Annotated in this window: 15 protein-coding genes; all 15 read left to right on the plus strand. The window is 29.8% G+C overall.

Annotation, left to right across the window (positions count from 1 at the left end; genetic code table 11):
- Positions 1-24 precede the first annotated feature (24 nt).
- On the plus strand, positions 25-420 hold the full coding sequence (gene nusB / locus ACREVU_RS04910; protein WP_431550504.1) for a transcription antitermination factor NusB: 396 nt from the start codon (positions 25-27) through the stop codon (positions 418-420).
- Between the two features lie 304 nt (positions 421-724).
- The gene (locus ACREVU_RS04915; protein ID WP_431550505.1) at positions 725-1,573 is read left to right on the plus strand and encodes a bifunctional 5,10-methylenetetrahydrofolate dehydrogenase/5,10-methenyltetrahydrofolate cyclohydrolase; all 849 of its coding nucleotides are present in this window, start codon (positions 725-727) and stop codon (positions 1,571-1,573) included.
- Positions 1,563-2,768, plus strand: a complete 1,206-nt coding sequence (gene xseA, locus ACREVU_RS04920; protein ID WP_431550506.1) for an exodeoxyribonuclease VII large subunit — start codon at positions 1,563-1,565, stop codon at positions 2,766-2,768. The genes ACREVU_RS04915 and xseA overlap by 11 nt, the downstream gene beginning before the upstream one ends.
- Positions 2,768-3,001, plus strand: a complete 234-nt coding sequence (locus tag ACREVU_RS04925) for an exodeoxyribonuclease VII small subunit (protein ID WP_431550507.1) — start codon at positions 2,768-2,770, stop codon at positions 2,999-3,001. The genes xseA and ACREVU_RS04925 overlap by 1 nt, the downstream gene beginning before the upstream one ends.
- A 44-nt stretch (positions 3,002-3,045) precedes the next feature.
- Positions 3,046-3,915 carry a polyprenyl synthetase family protein gene (locus ACREVU_RS04930; protein ID WP_431550508.1) on the plus strand — a complete coding sequence of 290 codons (870 nt, stop codon included), beginning with the start codon at positions 3,046-3,048 and terminating at the stop codon, positions 3,913-3,915.
- A gap of 153 nt (positions 3,916-4,068) precedes the next feature.
- Positions 4,069-5,931: a 1-deoxy-D-xylulose-5-phosphate synthase gene (gene dxs, locus ACREVU_RS04935; RefSeq protein WP_431550509.1), complete on the plus strand. Its 1,863-nt coding sequence runs from the start codon at positions 4,069-4,071 to the stop codon at positions 5,929-5,931.
- A gap of 35 nt (positions 5,932-5,966) precedes the next feature.
- Positions 5,967-6,779 carry a TlyA family RNA methyltransferase gene (locus ACREVU_RS04940; protein ID WP_431550510.1) on the plus strand — a complete coding sequence of 271 codons (813 nt, stop codon included), beginning with the start codon at positions 5,967-5,969 and terminating at the stop codon, positions 6,777-6,779.
- A gap of 60 nt (positions 6,780-6,839) precedes the next feature.
- Positions 6,840-7,721 (plus strand): NAD(+)/NADH kinase, encoded by an 882-nt coding sequence (locus ACREVU_RS04945; RefSeq protein WP_431550511.1) that lies wholly within the window; start codon positions 6,840-6,842, stop codon positions 7,719-7,721.
- Complete coding sequence (locus tag ACREVU_RS04950) at positions 7,690-8,142, plus strand: arginine repressor (protein WP_431550512.1); 453 nt, start codon at positions 7,690-7,692, stop codon at positions 8,140-8,142. The genes ACREVU_RS04945 and ACREVU_RS04950 overlap by 32 nt, the downstream gene beginning before the upstream one ends.
- 11 nt (positions 8,143-8,153) lie before the next feature.
- Entirely contained in the window at positions 8,154-9,842 is a 1,689-nt protein-coding gene (gene recN / locus ACREVU_RS04955; protein ID WP_431550513.1) for a DNA repair protein RecN, read from the plus strand.
- A gap of 308 nt (positions 9,843-10,150) precedes the next feature.
- Complete coding sequence (gene spoIVB / locus ACREVU_RS04960; RefSeq protein ID WP_431550514.1) at positions 10,151-11,371, plus strand: SpoIVB peptidase; 1,221 nt, start codon at positions 10,151-10,153, stop codon at positions 11,369-11,371.
- A 194-nt stretch (positions 11,372-11,565) separates the two neighbouring features.
- A complete protein-coding gene (gene spo0A / locus ACREVU_RS04965) occupies positions 11,566-12,384 on the plus strand; it encodes a sporulation transcription factor Spo0A (protein ID WP_431550515.1) in 819 nt (272 codons plus the stop codon).
- A 247-nt stretch (positions 12,385-12,631) separates the two neighbouring features.
- Positions 12,632-13,282 (plus strand): stage II sporulation protein M, encoded by a 651-nt coding sequence (gene spoIIM, locus ACREVU_RS04970; protein WP_431550516.1) that lies wholly within the window; start codon positions 12,632-12,634, stop codon positions 13,280-13,282.
- Between the two features lie 279 nt (positions 13,283-13,561).
- Positions 13,562-14,440 carry a site-specific tyrosine recombinase gene (locus ACREVU_RS04975; RefSeq protein WP_431550517.1) on the plus strand — a complete coding sequence of 293 codons (879 nt, stop codon included), beginning with the start codon at positions 13,562-13,564 and terminating at the stop codon, positions 14,438-14,440.
- 220 nt (positions 14,441-14,660) lie between these two features.
- Positions 14,661-15,842, plus strand: coding sequence for a serine hydrolase (locus ACREVU_RS04980; RefSeq protein ID WP_431550518.1), 1,182 nt, complete (start codon positions 14,661-14,663; stop codon positions 15,840-15,842).
- Positions 15,843-16,184: the final 342 nt, after the last annotated feature.

Consider the following 16,184-nt stretch of genomic DNA (forward strand, 5'->3'; position numbering starts at 1 on the left):
AAAATCATACAAGGAGGATAACTAATGAATAGAAGAAAGTCAAGAGAAACAGCAATGAAATTACTTTTCGAAATGTCAATAAACAAAGAGAAGTATGAGGATATAATTGAAAATTTCAAAGAGTGTACAGATGTAGATTTAACAGAACTGGATATGTCATATATTACTAAGGTGCTAGCCGGAATTAATGAAAATGGCGTGGAAATTGATAAGAATATTGAAAAGTACTTAATTAAGTGGAAATTGGATAGGTTATCAAAAATGAATCTAGCGATTTTAAGAATTTGTACATATGAAATATTATTTGAGGAAGAAATACCAGGTGTTGTTTCAGTGAACGAGGGAATAGAACTTGCTAAAAAATACGGTGAAGATAGTTCGCCAGCTTTTATAAATGGTATTTTAGCAAAAATGATATAGAATATGTACTTAAATGTTAGCGAAGTTCACATTATTTGTAATATAGGTAGCTTGAAAATAGACTAGATAGTATGCTAGTCTATTTTATTACTATAAAAGAGGAATTTTGAAATTATGGCTTAAGTCTCTTATACTTATTAATCTATTAAATCATCATCTGCGATGCTGCAATATTAACAACTTTGGAAGCAGATTTAGATTGCCACTAAAGCAATCTTTTTAGGCTAGACAACTGCAACTTAAAGAAGATGACAGACTTGAAGCTTCCAAAATGTTGTTAAAATGTATAAAAGGAGAGGATAATATGGGAATTAAAGTTAATGGCAAAGAAATAGTTGAAAGCTATAGAAATGAAATAAAGTCTATTATAAGTGAGGGGGCTCAAATTGGACTCCGAGTACCATCTATTGTGACCATTTTAGTGGGGGAAGATGGGGGCTCATTGTCTTATGTTAAAAGTCAAAATAACCTTTGTGATAAATTAGGGGTTTCTTATAGTTGTATTCACTTAAGCATTGACATTGACGAGAAAGATATTATGGATCTTATAGAAAAATTCAATGATGATAATAGTGTGGATGGCATAATTCTTCAATTACCTTTACCCAAAAAGTTTAATGAAAGTGAAATTATTTCTAAAATTTCATATAAAAAGGATATTGATGGATTAACTGACAAGAATATGGGTAGATTTTATAAGGGAGATAAGTGTTTTATTCCCTGTACAGCGCTAGGCGCCATTGAAATGATCAAAAATACTGGCTGTGTTATTAAAGGCAAACATGCTGTAGTTATAGGTAGAAGTAATATTGTGGGTAGACCAGCAGCACAATTATTACTTAATGAAGATGCAACAGTAACTATATGTCATTCTAAAACCATTAATTTGAAGGATATTTGCAAAACGGCAGATATACTAGTTGCAGCAATAGGTAGACCAGGTTTTGTTACAGGTGATTTTATTAAACAAGGAGCAGTTGTTATAGATGTTGGTACTACAATGGTAAATGGTAAAATTACTGGAGATGTATGCTTTGACCAGGTTATTGACATTGCAGGCTATGTAACTCCTGTACCAGGTGGAACGGGACTGATGACTACCACAATGCTTATAAAAAATGCTTGCGTAGCATGGAGGGATAATGTTTATTAAAGTAATTACAGTAACTGCCCTTAATGGGTATATTAAAAAAGTAATAGATAGTGATTTTATATTAAACAATGCCAATGTTAAAGGAGAGCTATCTAATGTAAAATTGCATTCTAGTGGACATATATACTTTTCACTAAAAGATGCATTTGGAAAGATAAATTGTGTAATGTTTAAATCACAAACGCATAAACTTAAATTTACACCTAGAGAGGGAATGAATGTTATTGCCAAAGGCAGGGTTTCTGTTTATGAAAGGGATGGAGCATATCAGCTTTATTGTGACTCCATAGAGGTGGACGGAGAAGGACAGCTATATTTAGCTTTTCAAAATTTAAAAGAAAAATTAGAAAAGCAGGGATTATTTGATAGCTCGCACAAAAAAAATGTACCCTCTTTTCCTAAGCGCATAGGGATAATTACTTCGCCAACAGGAGCTGCAATTAAAGATATTATAAACGTTGCCACAAGGCGCAATGAACTGGTTAATATCCTTATATATCCAGCACTGGTTCAAGGTGTAAATGCTAGTGAAGATATTGTAAATGGAATAAAATATTTTAACACCACAAAAAATGTTGATTGTATAATTATAGCGAGAGGGGGAGGCTCCATAGAAGAATTATGGGCATTTAATGAAGAAAATTTAGCTCTGGAAATCTATAATTCTAAAATACCTATAATTACTGGAATTGGTCATGAAACTGATTTTACTATAGCAGATTTTGCATCTGACTATAGAGCACCAACTCCATCCTCCGCGGCAGAAATTGCCGTAAAGAATTTAAAAGAATTAAATAATGAAATTAGTGCATATAGAGAACTTCTATTAAAATCTGTGGAATTTGTGGTGACTAAAGAATACAATAAAGTTAATTTGCTAAATAAAACATTAAAAATAAATAACCCTTTAAATTATATAGTTAATCAATATATTCATATAGATAATTTGAAAGAAAACTTAAATTATAAATTTAATGCTGTGGTTTCATTAGAAAAGCAGAAACTTTCCAAATATAATGCTCTGCTCCAGGCACATAACCCTTTGAATGTTTTAAATAAGGGATATGCATTATTACAAAATAATGATGATGGAGTTATTAATGAGATTAAAAATTTGAAAAATACAAAACAAGTGAAAATTACTTTGAAAGATGGCAGTGCTAAATTTAAAATAAGCAATTTGGAGGAATTTTAATGGCTAAGAAAAAAGAATCTTATGAAAACATGATGATAAGACTTGAAGAGATTGTAGGCCTAATGGACGGAAATGAAATTACATTAGAACAAACTATGATTATTTATGAAGAAGGTATAAAAATTTGCAACAGTTTATATAAGATTTTAAATGATACAGAAGGTAAAATTAAGATATTAACAGCACAAGGCGAAAAAGACTTTATGCCACTACCTGAAGTTATTAAAAGTTAAGGTACATTGTGTTTTTAAAACATATAAAGAAAAGAAGGGATAAAATGAATATAGAATCCATGAAAAGCACATTAGAACTGTGGATAAGTGATTATTTTGACGAAAAGCCAGAGATAGATAATAGAAACTTCGAAGCAATGATTTATAGTCTAAAAGTTGGAGGAAAAAGAGTAAGACCAATTTTAATGCTTCAAACATATGCTATGTACAAGAAAGACTATAGAGATATTTTACCTTTTGCAGCTGCACTTGAAATGATTCATACTTATTCACTTATTCATGATGATCTTCCCAGTATGGATAATGATGATTTGCGCAGGGGAAAGCCTACAAATCACAAAATTTATGGGGAAGCAATAGCTACCCTTGCAGGAGATGGATTATTAAATGAAGCAATGATAATAATGCTAGATCAATGTTTAGGTGGAAATTTAAATAAGATTAAGGCAAGTTCTATTATAGCAAAAGCCTCTGGAGCTCAGGGAATGATAGCTGGACAAATTTGTGACATTTTAAGTGAGGGCATCTCAATATCGGAGGAAGAACTCCTTTATATGCATAGAAATAAAACCGGTCAATTAATTAAAGTGGCTATAGTAAGTGGTGCAATACTTGGTAATGCCAGTAAAGAAGATGTGTGCATTTTAAGTGAATATGGTGAGAAATTAGGGCTGGCTTTTCAAATAAAAGATGATATATTAGATATAATTGGTGATGTTAGTGTTTTGGGTAAAAATGTAAAACATGATCAGTGTAATAATAAGACAACTTTTATAACTATGTATGGATTAGAAAAATGCAAGGAAATGTGTAAGGATTTAACCCAGGAATGTTTTGGGATATTAAAAAAGTTACAAGAAAATACAGTATATTTAGAAGAAATCACGGAATTTTTATTGAAAAGAGAATATTAATTATTATTATATGATATAATGTCTCCATAAATGGTGGTAAAATTTAAAGAAATATTAGGGAATTTAGATACATAAATAAAAATATAACCAATAATTTGGAGCAATTTTCCTTGTTTCTAAAATATTATAATTAATAAAAGAGGTTAGAAATATATGGGTAAAATTTTAGATGATTTTAATGATATAAATTCAGTGAAAAAAATGTCTATAGAAGAATTAAATTCTTTTGCAAAAGAAATTAGAGATTTTCTACTGGAAAAAGTGTCTAAAACAGGAGGCCATTTAGCTTCTAATTTAGGTATAGTAGAATTAACTCTAAGTCTATATAATGTTTTTGATTTTGATAAAGATAAAGTGGTATGGGACGTAGGTCACCAAGCCTATGTGCATAAAATTCTTACAGGAAGAAAAGATAAATTTGAAACACTTAGAAATTTTGGAGGACTTAGCGGTTTTCCTAAAAGAGAAGAAAGTAAATATGACAGCTTTGAAGCAGGCCACAGTAGTACTTCTATTTCTGCAGGAATTGGTATGGCAAGAGCTAGAGATTTGCAACAAAAGGATTATGATGTTATTTCAGTAATAGGTGATGGTGCGCTTACTGGAGGCATGTCTTTTGAGGCTTTAAATGATATAGGATTTAGGAAAACTAGGATGATTATTGTGCTCAATGATAATCAAATGTCTATATCCAAAAATGTTGGTGGTATGTCTAAATATTTAAACGAATTTAGAATTGATCCAACGTATAACAGAATAAAAAAAGAAATAAATTCTACACTTAGAAAGATTCCAAGTGTAGGTAACGGTATGGTTAATTCTATCCATAAAATTAAGGATGGAATTAAACAGGTTGTAGTGCCGGGAATGTTATTTGAGCATATGGGTTTAAAATATTTAGGGCCTATAGATGGACATGATATTAAAGCTGTAAGTAGGGTTTTAAAGCTAGCTAAAAATATAGACGGACCAGTAATTATTCATGTCATAACTAAAAAGGGCAAGGGTTATGAATTTGCTGAAAAACAGCCACGTAAATTTCACGGAGTGGGACCATTTGATCCACTAACTGGAGAACTATGTGGTAGTTCTAAAGAAAGTTACTCTGATGCATTTGGAGAGAAGATTGTTGACCTTGCAAAGGGAAACAAAAATATTGTTGCAATAACAGCAGCCATGCCTGAGGGCACAGGGCTTGAAATGTTTTCGAAAGAGTTTCCTAATAGATTTTTTGATGTGGGAATAGCAGAACAACACGCAGTTACTATGGCGGCGGGAATGGCATCGCAAGGGTTAAGACCTATTTTTGCGGTTTACTCTACTTTTCTTCAAAGGGCTTATGATCAAATTTTGCATGATGTATGCATTCAAAAGCTACCGGTTATTTTTGCTATAGATAGAGCTGGGGTTGTTGGTCAAGATGGAGAGACTCACCAAGGCATATTTGATTTATCATATTTGTCTCATATTCCTAATATGACAATTATGGCCCCTAAGTGTATAAGTGAACTTAAGTCAATGCTCGCTTTTGCAGTTAAACAAGATTATCCAATTGCTATAAGATACCCTAGGGGCGGAGATAATCCAAATATAAAGATGTCCTCTATTAAAAATTTTATAAGAGGAAAATGGGAAATAGTTTTTCATGGGGGTAAAATAGCTTTTATAGCTACAGGCAAAATGGTTCAAAATGCTGTTTTAGTTAGAGAGAAATTAAACAATATTGGAATAGAATCTACTGTGATTAATGCCTGTTTTATTAAGCCAATTGATGAAGTGTTAATAAAAGAGCTAGTAGATAAAAACTATTCCATAGTGACTATAGAGGACAACGTTATACATGGAGGCTTGGGTTCTATGGTTCTTGAATATGTAAATTCATTGAATGGAAATACAAAAGTTATTACTTTGGGATTTAAAGATGAATTTGTTCCTCATGGAACAGTTGATATATTATATAAATTGTATAAATTAGATGCGGATGGGATTTTCGAAAGTGTTTTAAAGTTAGTCTAAATAAGCCACTTTAGTTGGTCTTTAAGGAGTTTTTCATGGTAGACAATAAAGAGAGATTGGATGTTCTTGTAGTTCAAAAGGAAATTTTATTTTCTAGAGAAAGAGCCAAAGAAAATATTATTGCTGGAAATATATTTGTGGATGGAATTAAAACTACAAAATGCGGAAAGAAAGTAGACTTGTCATCTAATATTGAATTTATTGGAGAAGATAATCCCTATGTAAGTAGGGGCGGATTAAAGCTTCAAAAGGCTATAAATTCTTTTGATATTGATCTTTTAGGGAAAGTCTGTTTAGATATAGGCGCCTCCACAGGAGGTTTTACAGATTGCATGCTCCAACATGGAGCATGCAAAGTATACTCTATAGATGTTGGAATAAATCAGTTAGATAATAAGCTGAGAGCTGATGGGCGAGTAATATCATTAGAGCATACAAATATAAGATATTTAAATGGAGATAAGATAGGGGAACCTGGAGATTTCGCTAGTATAGATGTGTCATTTATTTCACTGGAGAAAGTCATTCCCAGTATATTGAGTCTATTAAAAAGTGATGCTAGTGTTGTAGCTTTAATAAAGCCACAATTCGAAGTTGGTATAGGCATAGTAAACAAAAAAGGTGTGGTTAAAAAACAAAGTCAACATGTAGCTGTAATAGTTAGAGTTTTAAAGTTTTTGGAAGAGCTTAATGTAAAGGTTATTAATGTTAATTATTCTTCTATAAAAGGACCTAACGGTAATATTGAATATTTAATTTATTTTAAAAAGGTTAAAGAGTATTATGAAAATTTCATTGGAGGAAGTATAGAACTATTAGTTAGTGAAGCCCATAAAAGTTTAAACTAAGGGTAATAGGAATAACAATTAATAGAAGACAGTTGATATAGAGAAGGGCAAGGAGGAATTATGAAAAACATTGGCATTAACATAAATACCACAAAAGATAGAGATGGCAAGATAATGAAATATGTAAAAGATATTATCAGTAAATATATTGATGAAACCAATATATTTATATTTAAAGATTCCAAAGGCCTTGAAAATATAAAATATAATGATTTAGATATTATTGTATCATTAGGCGGAGATGGGACAATACTTCGAACATCGCGAAATCTATATAACTCTAATATTCCAATACTTGGAGTGAATATAGGAAATTTAGGCTTTCTTACCAGTGTGGAGCTTTTAGAGTTTGAAAATGCTATGAGAAAAATTTTTAAAGATGAGTATTATGTAGAAGACAGGATGATGCTTAATTGCACTTTGCCACTTCGAGGAGAATCTGAAAAATATATTGCGTTAAATGATATTATTGTATCAAAGGGCACACTAGCTAGAGTTGTTAAATATGAACTTTACATAGACAATAAGTTTTATATTGATTTTACAGGGGATGGGCTTATAATATCTACACCAACAGGTTCAACCGCATATTCGCTATCTGCAGGTGGACCTATAATTTATCCTAACCTAGATGTTATAGCTATAACTCCTATTTGTTCATTATCACTATCTATGAGAACTATAGTTCTAGATTCTAAAAGTGAGATATCTATAAATATAAAAAGTGAACACGAAAGTATATTTTTGACACTTGATGGACAACGCGCAATAGAGCTAAATAACTATGAAAAAATACTGGTGAATGTTTCAAATAAGAAATGTAGATTGGTAAAATTTAATGATTACAACTATTTTGAAGTTTTGAGAAAAAAAATAATTTCTAGAACAATTGATTGTGAGGGAGAAAAAAATGAAGATTGCACGTCATGCGAAAATAATTGAGATCATTCAGGCTAAAGAGGTTGAAACTCAAGAACAACTAGCAGAAGAACTAAAAAGTAAGGGTTTTGATATTACTCAAGCAACCGTATCTAGAGACATAAAAGAATTAAAATTAATTAAAGTTATGAATGCACATGGAACTCACAAGTATGCTACTATTTCACCAGAAGATAGTTTTTTATCAAATAAATTGGTTAACATCTTTTGCCAAACTGTGCTTTATGTTGATCATGTGGATAATTTTATAGTACTTAAAACAATATCAGGATCTGCACCTGCTGCTGCTGAAGCACTAGATTCGCTAAAATTTACTGGTATTGTAGGAACTATAGCTGGGGATAATACTGTTTTTATTTTAGCTAGAAGAGAAGAAGATATGAAAGAAATAGTACAAAAAATAAAAAAAATGATTAGTGAATAGGAGGAGTTAGTATGCTCCTACAATTAAATATTATGAATTTTGCCCTAATTGAAAAGCTGAGTATTAATTTTGAAGGAGGATTTAACGTGCTTTCTGGTGAAACAGGAGCAGGAAAATCAATTTTAATTGATGCTATAAACTTTGTTTTAGGTGGAAAATTCAATAAAAACTTAATTAGGACAGGGGAAGACAAAACTTATGTTGAGGCTGTATTTACAATAGATAATAAAAATAACAAGGATGCTTTAGATGATATGGATATCGAATATGAGGATATGGTATTTGTAAGCAGGGAAACTTTCCAATCAGGAAAAAGTGTTGCTAAGGTTAATGGTAAATCACTGTTACTTTCAAAGGTTAAATTTATTAGTAAGACCTTACTAGATATTCATGGACAACATGATAATCATAATTTATTGGATAAAGGTAATCATATATTTTATCTAGACTCATTTGGGGCTTATAGAATTAATAAGGTTCTTGTTAGTTATGCTGAAAAATATGCAAGAATGACTATTATAAGAAATAAAATTCAAAAACTTGAAGGCAATGAGGGGCAAAGAGAAAAACGAATTGATTTTTTAAATTACCAGTTAGAAGAAATTAAAAATGCAAATATTAAAATTGGTGAAGACGATGAACTTTTAGAAAAGTGTGCAATAATTAGTAATTCTGAGAAATTAGAGCAACATTTATCAAAAAGTTATGAGCTTTTATATACAAACGACGAAGAAAATACAACAGTTTTTTATAATTTAGCTATAGCTATTAAGGAACTAAGAACTATTGAGAAGCATATGGAAAAAATAAAAACAATTGCAGATTCAATGGAAGAAAGTTATTACAACATAGAGGAAAATATTGCTGACATACGAAATTTAAAAGATACTATTTACTATGACGAAAAAGAATTGGAATATGTTAATAGCAGAATAAGTCAAATTAATAGTTGCAAGAAAAAATATGGACCAACTATTAAAGAAATTCATGAATATAGTGAAAAAATTCAAATCGAAAATGAAGAATTAATTAATAGTAGTGAAATAATTTCCCTTCTTAAAAAAGAAAAAGTATCTATTGAGGGTGAAATGAAAGTTTTAGGTCATGAAATTCATGAAATTCGATGTAGTATAGCTAGTGAACTCCAAGATAAAATAAAAGATGAATTGAATTACATTGGACTTGAAAAAAGTAAATTTTATATTGAAGTAAAACAAGAAGAGCAGTTTTATGAAAATGGTTGCGACAAGGTTCAATTTTGTATATCTACTAATCCAGGTGAACCATTAAGTCCACTAGAAGATATTGTGTCTGGCGGAGAGTTATCTAGAATAATGCTTGCTCTTAAAACTGTATTTGTTGATAAAGATGAAATACCTACTGTTATATTTGATGAAATAGATACTGGTATTAGTGGCAGAATTGCACAATGTGTGGCAGAAAAAATGTATTTAATATCTAAAAACCATCAAATTTTTTGCGTAACTCATTTGCCGCAAATAGCTAGTATGGCGGATACGAATTATTTAATATCTAAAAATGTCATAAGTGAAAAAACCTATACTAACATCACAAAAATGAATACAGTAGAAAAACAACAGGAAATAGCTAGAATGATAGGTGGTACAGAGGTTACTAAATTAACTTTGGAAAATTCTAAAGAAATGATTAATATGGCTAATAAGCAAAAGAAAAAATAAATTTTATTTTTATAGTTATATAGTAATAAAAATATGTTTTATAGGTAAAAATAGAGTTATTAATAATGGCTTTATTTTTTTTTTGAAAATTAAATTTATATGTAAAACAATATTCTAAATGAACAATCTTGCACAACTTATTAAAAATGTGAAAAAATAGAAATAGAGAAGAATTTTTAAAATTAATCATAAATTAGTTTTCAATCTATGTCTTTGACTATTATTGAATTAATGTTATAGGATAATATGTAGAGCTCAAGGGTAACTTAGAGTTATAATTAATTATAAGCGGAAAGGAGGTAAAGCTCATGAAGAAGAGATTAAATATAATATGCTTTATAATGACACCTCTAGTGATTTTGGCTTTAAGTATATACCTTATAACTCAGAATAAAGCTGTCACAACATTTAATTCACCAATGGAAAATTTTTATTCTATAAAAGTCATAAAAGTAAAACCAGGTACCGATAAAATTCTCACCAGTTTTTATAAAATTAAAAGAGACACAGATATAAATATAAGATCAATAGATTCTTTAAAAGTACAACCTACTTTCGCAAGAGATAATTCAGAAATTATGGTTTACCCTGGAGGACAGCCAATAGGGGTTAAATTGAATACCAAAGGTGTTTTAGTAGTAGCTTTATCTGATATAGACAGTAGTAATGGTAAAATATCAAGCCCTGCTGCAAATGCCGGTGTACAAATAGGAGATAGTATAACTAAAATAAACAATGTTGAAATACATCATGCTGAAGATATATCAAGATTTGTAAATACAGAAAAAAATTCAGAAATTACTCTTACACTACAACGAAAAAATAATTTGGATTGTTTCGATGTAAAAGTTAAACCCGCCATTGATAAAGATGGAAAACAAAAAATAGGATTATGGGTAAGAGATTCAACTGCAGGTGTAGGAACATTAACTTTATATGATGAGAAAACTAATAAATTTGCTGCGTTAGGACATCCTATTACAGATGCTGATACTGGAACGGTATTAAGTGTTAGTGACGGAGTAATTGTATCATCTAATATTGTATCTATAAAAAAAGGTAGCAGAGGAAGTCCAGGGGAATTACGAGGCCTTTTTATAGATGAAAATATAATCAAAGGACAAATAATAAAAAATACGGAATGTGGCATATTTGGAGATGGAACAAAAAGTCTTATTAATAAAAAATTTAATAAACCAATGAAAGTAGGGTTAAGAAATGAAATTAAAGAAGGAAAAGCAAAAATTCTAACCACTATTAACGGTAGTGAACCAGAGTTGTTTGAAATAGAAATTCAGAAGCTATTACCTCAAAGTACATCAGGATCTAAAAGTATGATAATTAAAATTACAGATTCTAGACTTTTAGAAAAAACTGGAGGTATAGTTCAAGGCATGAGTGGTAGCCCAATAATTCAAAATAGTAAAATTGTGGGAGCAGTTACTCATGTATTAATAAATAAGCCTGATGTAGGATACGGGATATATATAGAATGGATGCTTAAAGATGCAGGCATTTTATCAAAATAACTAGCATTATTGAAAAAAAAGAGGTAAAATAGAAATTAGCACGTAAAGGATAGCAAATGCTATCCTTTATTTTATAAATTATAATAAAAAAATATTTATTTGTATTTTTATTTTATATAAGAAGGAATTAAATTTCTTTTGTCGAATTAATATTTGTTAAGATATGGGAATTATTTGTAAGGGGGAGATATAATATGGAAGAATCTAGAATTAGTGTACTTATTGCAGACGATAATAAAGAATTCTGTAATATTTTAAACGATTATTTACTAAGTCAAAGGGATATTGTAGTTACGGGCATTGCAAAAGATGGAATAGAGGCTCTTAAATTGATAAAAGAGAGAAAGCCTGATTTGGTTGTATTAGATATAATAATGCCCCATTTAGATGGGCTTGGTGTGCTAGAAAGATTAGGTGGTATGGATCTTGATCCAATACCTAAAATAATAGTATTATCTGCAGTAGGACAGGATAAAATTACACAAAGAGCAATTACTTTGGGAGCAGATTATTATGTAGTAAAACCTTTCGACATGGATGTTTTTACAAAAAGAATAAGACAAATGTTTAATAATACAATTTCCAGTGATAACAGTAAAAAATCAATGTCATTTGTGGATACAAGCGAACCTAGAAAAACTAGTCGTAATGAACCAATGGATTTAGAAGCTGAAATTACAAATATAATTCATGAAATTGGTGTTCCAGCCCACATTAAAGGATATATGTATTTAAGAGAAGCAATTACTATGGTAGTAAATGATATTGAACTTTTATCTGCAGTAACAAAAGAACTATATCCATCAATTGCCAAAAAATTCAATACAACTGCTAGTAGAGTGGAAAGAGCAATAAGACATGCTATAGAAGTAGCATGGGGTCGTGGTCAGGTTGAAACTATAAATAAGATATTCGGTTATACCATACACAATGCTAAAGGAAAACCAACAAATAGCGAGTTTATAGCTATGGTAGCTGATAAACTAAGACTACAAAATCGAGGAGTTTCTTAATTAAACTTGATTAATTAATATAACCTATGTGCAATAAGCACATAGGTTATATTAAATTGAATGAGAAGTTAGATTGTGGTAATTAGATTGTGGTAAATGGTAATCAGTAAAAAAATTAAATAGATATAATCTTAAACTAAGTATGCATATAACCCTCTTTAATATCATAAATATGAAATAAGTTATAATATTCTTATTGTCATTAGCTAATAGCTGAGAAAAGTGATTAACAAAGGGGGAGTAAATTATGTGGACAAATACTTTAATAAGTAAGATAAGCAATCACATACAAGAAAATTTCTGGTTATATATTGTAAGTGTGCTTTGTGTTTTTACAGGTATAATTTTAGGAATGTATAGTGTAAAATATATGGGACAATTTGAACAAAATGATTTAGTAAATTATTTGACTAGTTTTATTGACCCTTCAAATTCAAATGCAATTAGCTATAAATTAATATTCTCACAATCAATTAAAAATAATCTACCTGTGATTATTTTTCTTTGGTTTTTAGGTTTAACTATTGTGGGAATACCAATAATAATTATTATTGATTTATTGAAAGGATTTACAGTAGGATTTACTTTTAGCTTCATGATTAGTGGCCTTGGAAAAAGTGGTATTGGAATTGCAATTCTAGGGGTACTTCCACAAAATATAATTTATATTCCATGCATTATTTTTGCATCTGTAGTATCCATGGAATTTTCTATAATGCTACTTAAGGATAAATTCAATAAACAATGGACAAGTAGTATAAGTAGTAGAATATTATATTATAGTCTAATATTTATTGTAATAATAATATTCTTATTTATTGGCATAATTATAGAATCTTATATTGCACCATATTTTGTGAAAAACCTTATTAATAATTTGGGAAGTGCTAGCAAATGAGGAATAGTGAATCACGGTGTTTTATAATATTAACAATAAAATGTTTTGTGGTCTTATTAGTAATTGGAATTTTCCTTCCTAAGGCTTTAGATTATTTGCTTCAAAGTTTAATGGATAATACAAAAAATTACAAAAATACTATTTTTGTTTATAAACTGGTTGATAAAAACTATAGATTAGTTTATAATTATGTTCTTACATTTTATTTATTTTTTAAAGGTTAATACAAATAAATATATGTGCGAATATTGATATTACCATAAATATGGGAGACTAATTATGAGCAATTTATTGAAAATCTATATAGATAATTTAGAAAATAACGAGTTGTCAAGAAATACTGTTGAGGCCTATGGTAGAGATGTTAAACGATTTATCGAATTTACTGAGTCAAGAAATGAAAGCATAGAAATGGTTGATAACATAACAATAATGGCATATGCAGAGTTTCTTAGAAAAGAGGGATCTGCAAATAGCTCTATAGCGAGAAGTGTAATTTCTATTAGAAATTACTATAAATATCTTATTAGAAAAGATTTTGCACAGCAAGACCCAACAGCTTATTTTTCTATTCCAAAAATCAAACGTAATATACCTCAAATTCTATCTATTGAAGAGATAGATCAGCTTCTAAATCAACCAGAAGAATTAACACACAAAGGCTGTAGGGACAAGGCGATGCTGGAACTCATGTATGCAACAGGCATGAAGGTTTCAGAGCTTTTAAGTCTAACAGTTTATGATATTAACTTAGAACTTTTATATATAAGGTGCAATAATGGTATGAAAAATGAAAGAACTATTCCTATAGGATCTCATGCTGTTAGATGTTTATCACAGTACTTAAAGATTAGGTTTGATATGAATATAAATAAATTAAGCACACTTTTTTTCAATACTAGAGGTGATAAAATGACTAGGCAGGGATTTTGGAAGATTATTAAAGAGTATGCTACAAAAAGTAATATTAAAAAAACGATAAACTCATACACGTTAAGACATTCATTTGCTGTGCACTTATTGCAAAATGGTGCAGATATAAGATCCGTTGGTGAATTACTAGGTCATCATAGCATGGCTACAACTCAAATTTATTCAACTATAAAGAAAAAAAGTAAAATAGCAGAAATTTACAAGAATACTCATCCAAGAGCATAGAATATTTATGTGGAGTAATAAGTGGTTATACTAGTATAATATACCAGTATGATGACTTATTATTTTTTTGTTTCATACCTTTAATAAATTTTTTTGTTTTATTGAAATAAATAGTGATAATATTGTGGTAACTTGGTAAAAATAATCATATGAATTCGAAATAAGCTTTATAGCACTTAACAATTGTTGTATAGCTCAAAGTAATATGAGGAGGATACATATGAAAAGAAGCATTAAAAATGTATTGTGTTTGTCTTTATCGTTAATTTTCATTACACAGTTTTTTACTCAATCAGCAAGTGCAGAAGGGGAAAAAAAGGTTGATAAAGGGATTGTAGTAGAAGCGAGGTCAGCATTGCTAATGGAACCGTCTAGTGGAAAAATAATATACGAAAAAAATTCTCATGAAAGATTTGCGCCGGCCTCAGTAACTAAAGTAATGGTTATGTTACTCGCAATGGAAGCTATTGATTCTGGTAAGATTAAATTGCAGGATAAAATAACAATTAGCGAAAACTCAAAAAAAATGGGTGGAAGTAGTATGATACTAGATACTGGTGAAATTAGAACTGTAGAAGAAATTTTAAAGGGTATAGCCATCGCATCTGGTAATGATGCTGCAGTGGCTATGGCAGAATATTTGGGCGGCAGTGAAAGCGCATTTGTATCTATGATGAATGAAAGAGCAAAAGGTCTTAATATGAATGATACTGAGTTTAAAAACTGTACAGGGCTCAGTGCGGATGGACACTTTTCATCGGCCTATGACATTTCAATTATGTCTAGAGAGTTATTAAAATATCCTAAAATATTAAAATATTCAGGAACTTATATGGAAACTATTTCTGAGGGTAGGAAAACTCCAATAGGGCTTGTAAATCATAACAAGCTTGTTAGATTTTTTGATGGATGTGACGGACTTAAAACCGGATTTACAAATGAGGCAAAATACTGTATATCGGCTACAGCAGTGAGAAATAATGTTAGAATGCTTGCAATAATTATGGGCGCACCAACTTATAAAGTAAGGAATAACGATGCTAGCATGTTAATGAACTTTGGATTTTCAAAATTTGAAACTAAAAAAATAGTAACAAAAGATGAAGAATTAGAAAAAATATCTTTAAATAAGAAGGGTGACAAGTTTCTAATAGCTAAGGCAAAAGAAAACATTCTTGTAACTCTTGAAAGAGGTAAAAAAAATGAAATCACTAAAAAAATTGTTATACAGGAAGGCTTGAGTGAATTTAAAAAAGATGTAGCAATTGGATTTTGTGAAATTTATATTGATAATGAATTATGGGGTAAAATTATTGTTTATAGCGATAGAGACATTAAAAAATCTAGAGTATGGGATAATATTAAGAATAACATTGTAGACTTATTTGATAAGGCAATTTAAATTCATAAATTTATTTTATGAAACCGTTGTGGATAACTTTTTTATAGATGAGAGTTAAAATAAATTTAGAAATTTTCCGATGTTAGTAAATGTTCCTATACGCAAAAAAAAGTATATATTACGTAAACTTCATTTGAGCAAGCTCTAGTAATTCTTAAATGATTTTAATGGGAGATGCGTTAAGAAAAGTGCATGTTTGAGCATTAGCGAGTTTGCACTTTTTAGCATCTTTCATTAAAATCAGTTTAGAATTACTTAGCGCAGCGAACAGAAGTTGTAGTAATATATACTTTCTTTTATTTTTTATACTGACTAGTTATTTTTTTAGAGATGCACTATACT

Source organism: Clostridium sp. (genome assembly GCF_050717535.1).
GTDB lineage: Bacteria > Bacillota > Clostridia > Clostridiales > Clostridiaceae > Clostridium_AD.

What these genes read in the sequence shown, in the direction of transcription:
- ACREVU_RS04940 (WP_431550510.1), top strand. Translation starts at nt 5,967, where the DNA reads ATGGTAGACAATAAAGAGAGATTGGATGTTCTTGTAGTTCAAAAGGAA.
- dxs (WP_431550509.1), top strand. Translation starts at nt 4,069, where the DNA reads ATGGGTAAAATTTTAGATGATTTTAATGATATAAATTCAGTGAAAAAA.
- spo0A (WP_431550515.1), top strand. Translation starts at nt 11,566, where the DNA reads ATGGAAGAATCTAGAATTAGTGTACTTATTGCAGACGATAATAAAGAA.
- ACREVU_RS04945 (WP_431550511.1), top strand. Translation starts at nt 6,840, where the DNA reads ATGAAAAACATTGGCATTAACATAAATACCACAAAAGATAGAGATGGC.
- ACREVU_RS04950 (WP_431550512.1), top strand. Translation starts at nt 7,690, where the DNA reads ATGAAGATTGCACGTCATGCGAAAATAATTGAGATCATTCAGGCTAAA.
- ACREVU_RS04915 (WP_431550505.1), top strand. Translation starts at nt 725, where the DNA reads ATGGGAATTAAAGTTAATGGCAAAGAAATAGTTGAAAGCTATAGAAAT.
- xseA (WP_431550506.1), top strand. Translation starts at nt 1,563, where the DNA reads ATGTTTATTAAAGTAATTACAGTAACTGCCCTTAATGGGTATATTAAA.
- spoIVB (WP_431550514.1), top strand. Translation starts at nt 10,151, where the DNA reads ATGAAGAAGAGATTAAATATAATATGCTTTATAATGACACCTCTAGTG.
- ACREVU_RS04925 (WP_431550507.1), top strand. Translation starts at nt 2,768, where the DNA reads ATGGCTAAGAAAAAAGAATCTTATGAAAACATGATGATAAGACTTGAA.
- nusB (WP_431550504.1), top strand. Translation starts at nt 25, where the DNA reads ATGAATAGAAGAAAGTCAAGAGAAACAGCAATGAAATTACTTTTCGAA.
- spoIIM (WP_431550516.1), top strand. Translation starts at nt 12,632, where the DNA reads ATGTGGACAAATACTTTAATAAGTAAGATAAGCAATCACATACAAGAA.
- ACREVU_RS04930 (WP_431550508.1), top strand. Translation starts at nt 3,046, where the DNA reads ATGAATATAGAATCCATGAAAAGCACATTAGAACTGTGGATAAGTGAT.
- ACREVU_RS04975 (WP_431550517.1), top strand. Translation starts at nt 13,562, where the DNA reads ATGAGCAATTTATTGAAAATCTATATAGATAATTTAGAAAATAACGAG.
- ACREVU_RS04980 (WP_431550518.1), top strand. Translation starts at nt 14,661, where the DNA reads ATGAAAAGAAGCATTAAAAATGTATTGTGTTTGTCTTTATCGTTAATT.
- recN (WP_431550513.1), top strand. Translation starts at nt 8,154, where the DNA reads ATGCTCCTACAATTAAATATTATGAATTTTGCCCTAATTGAAAAGCTG.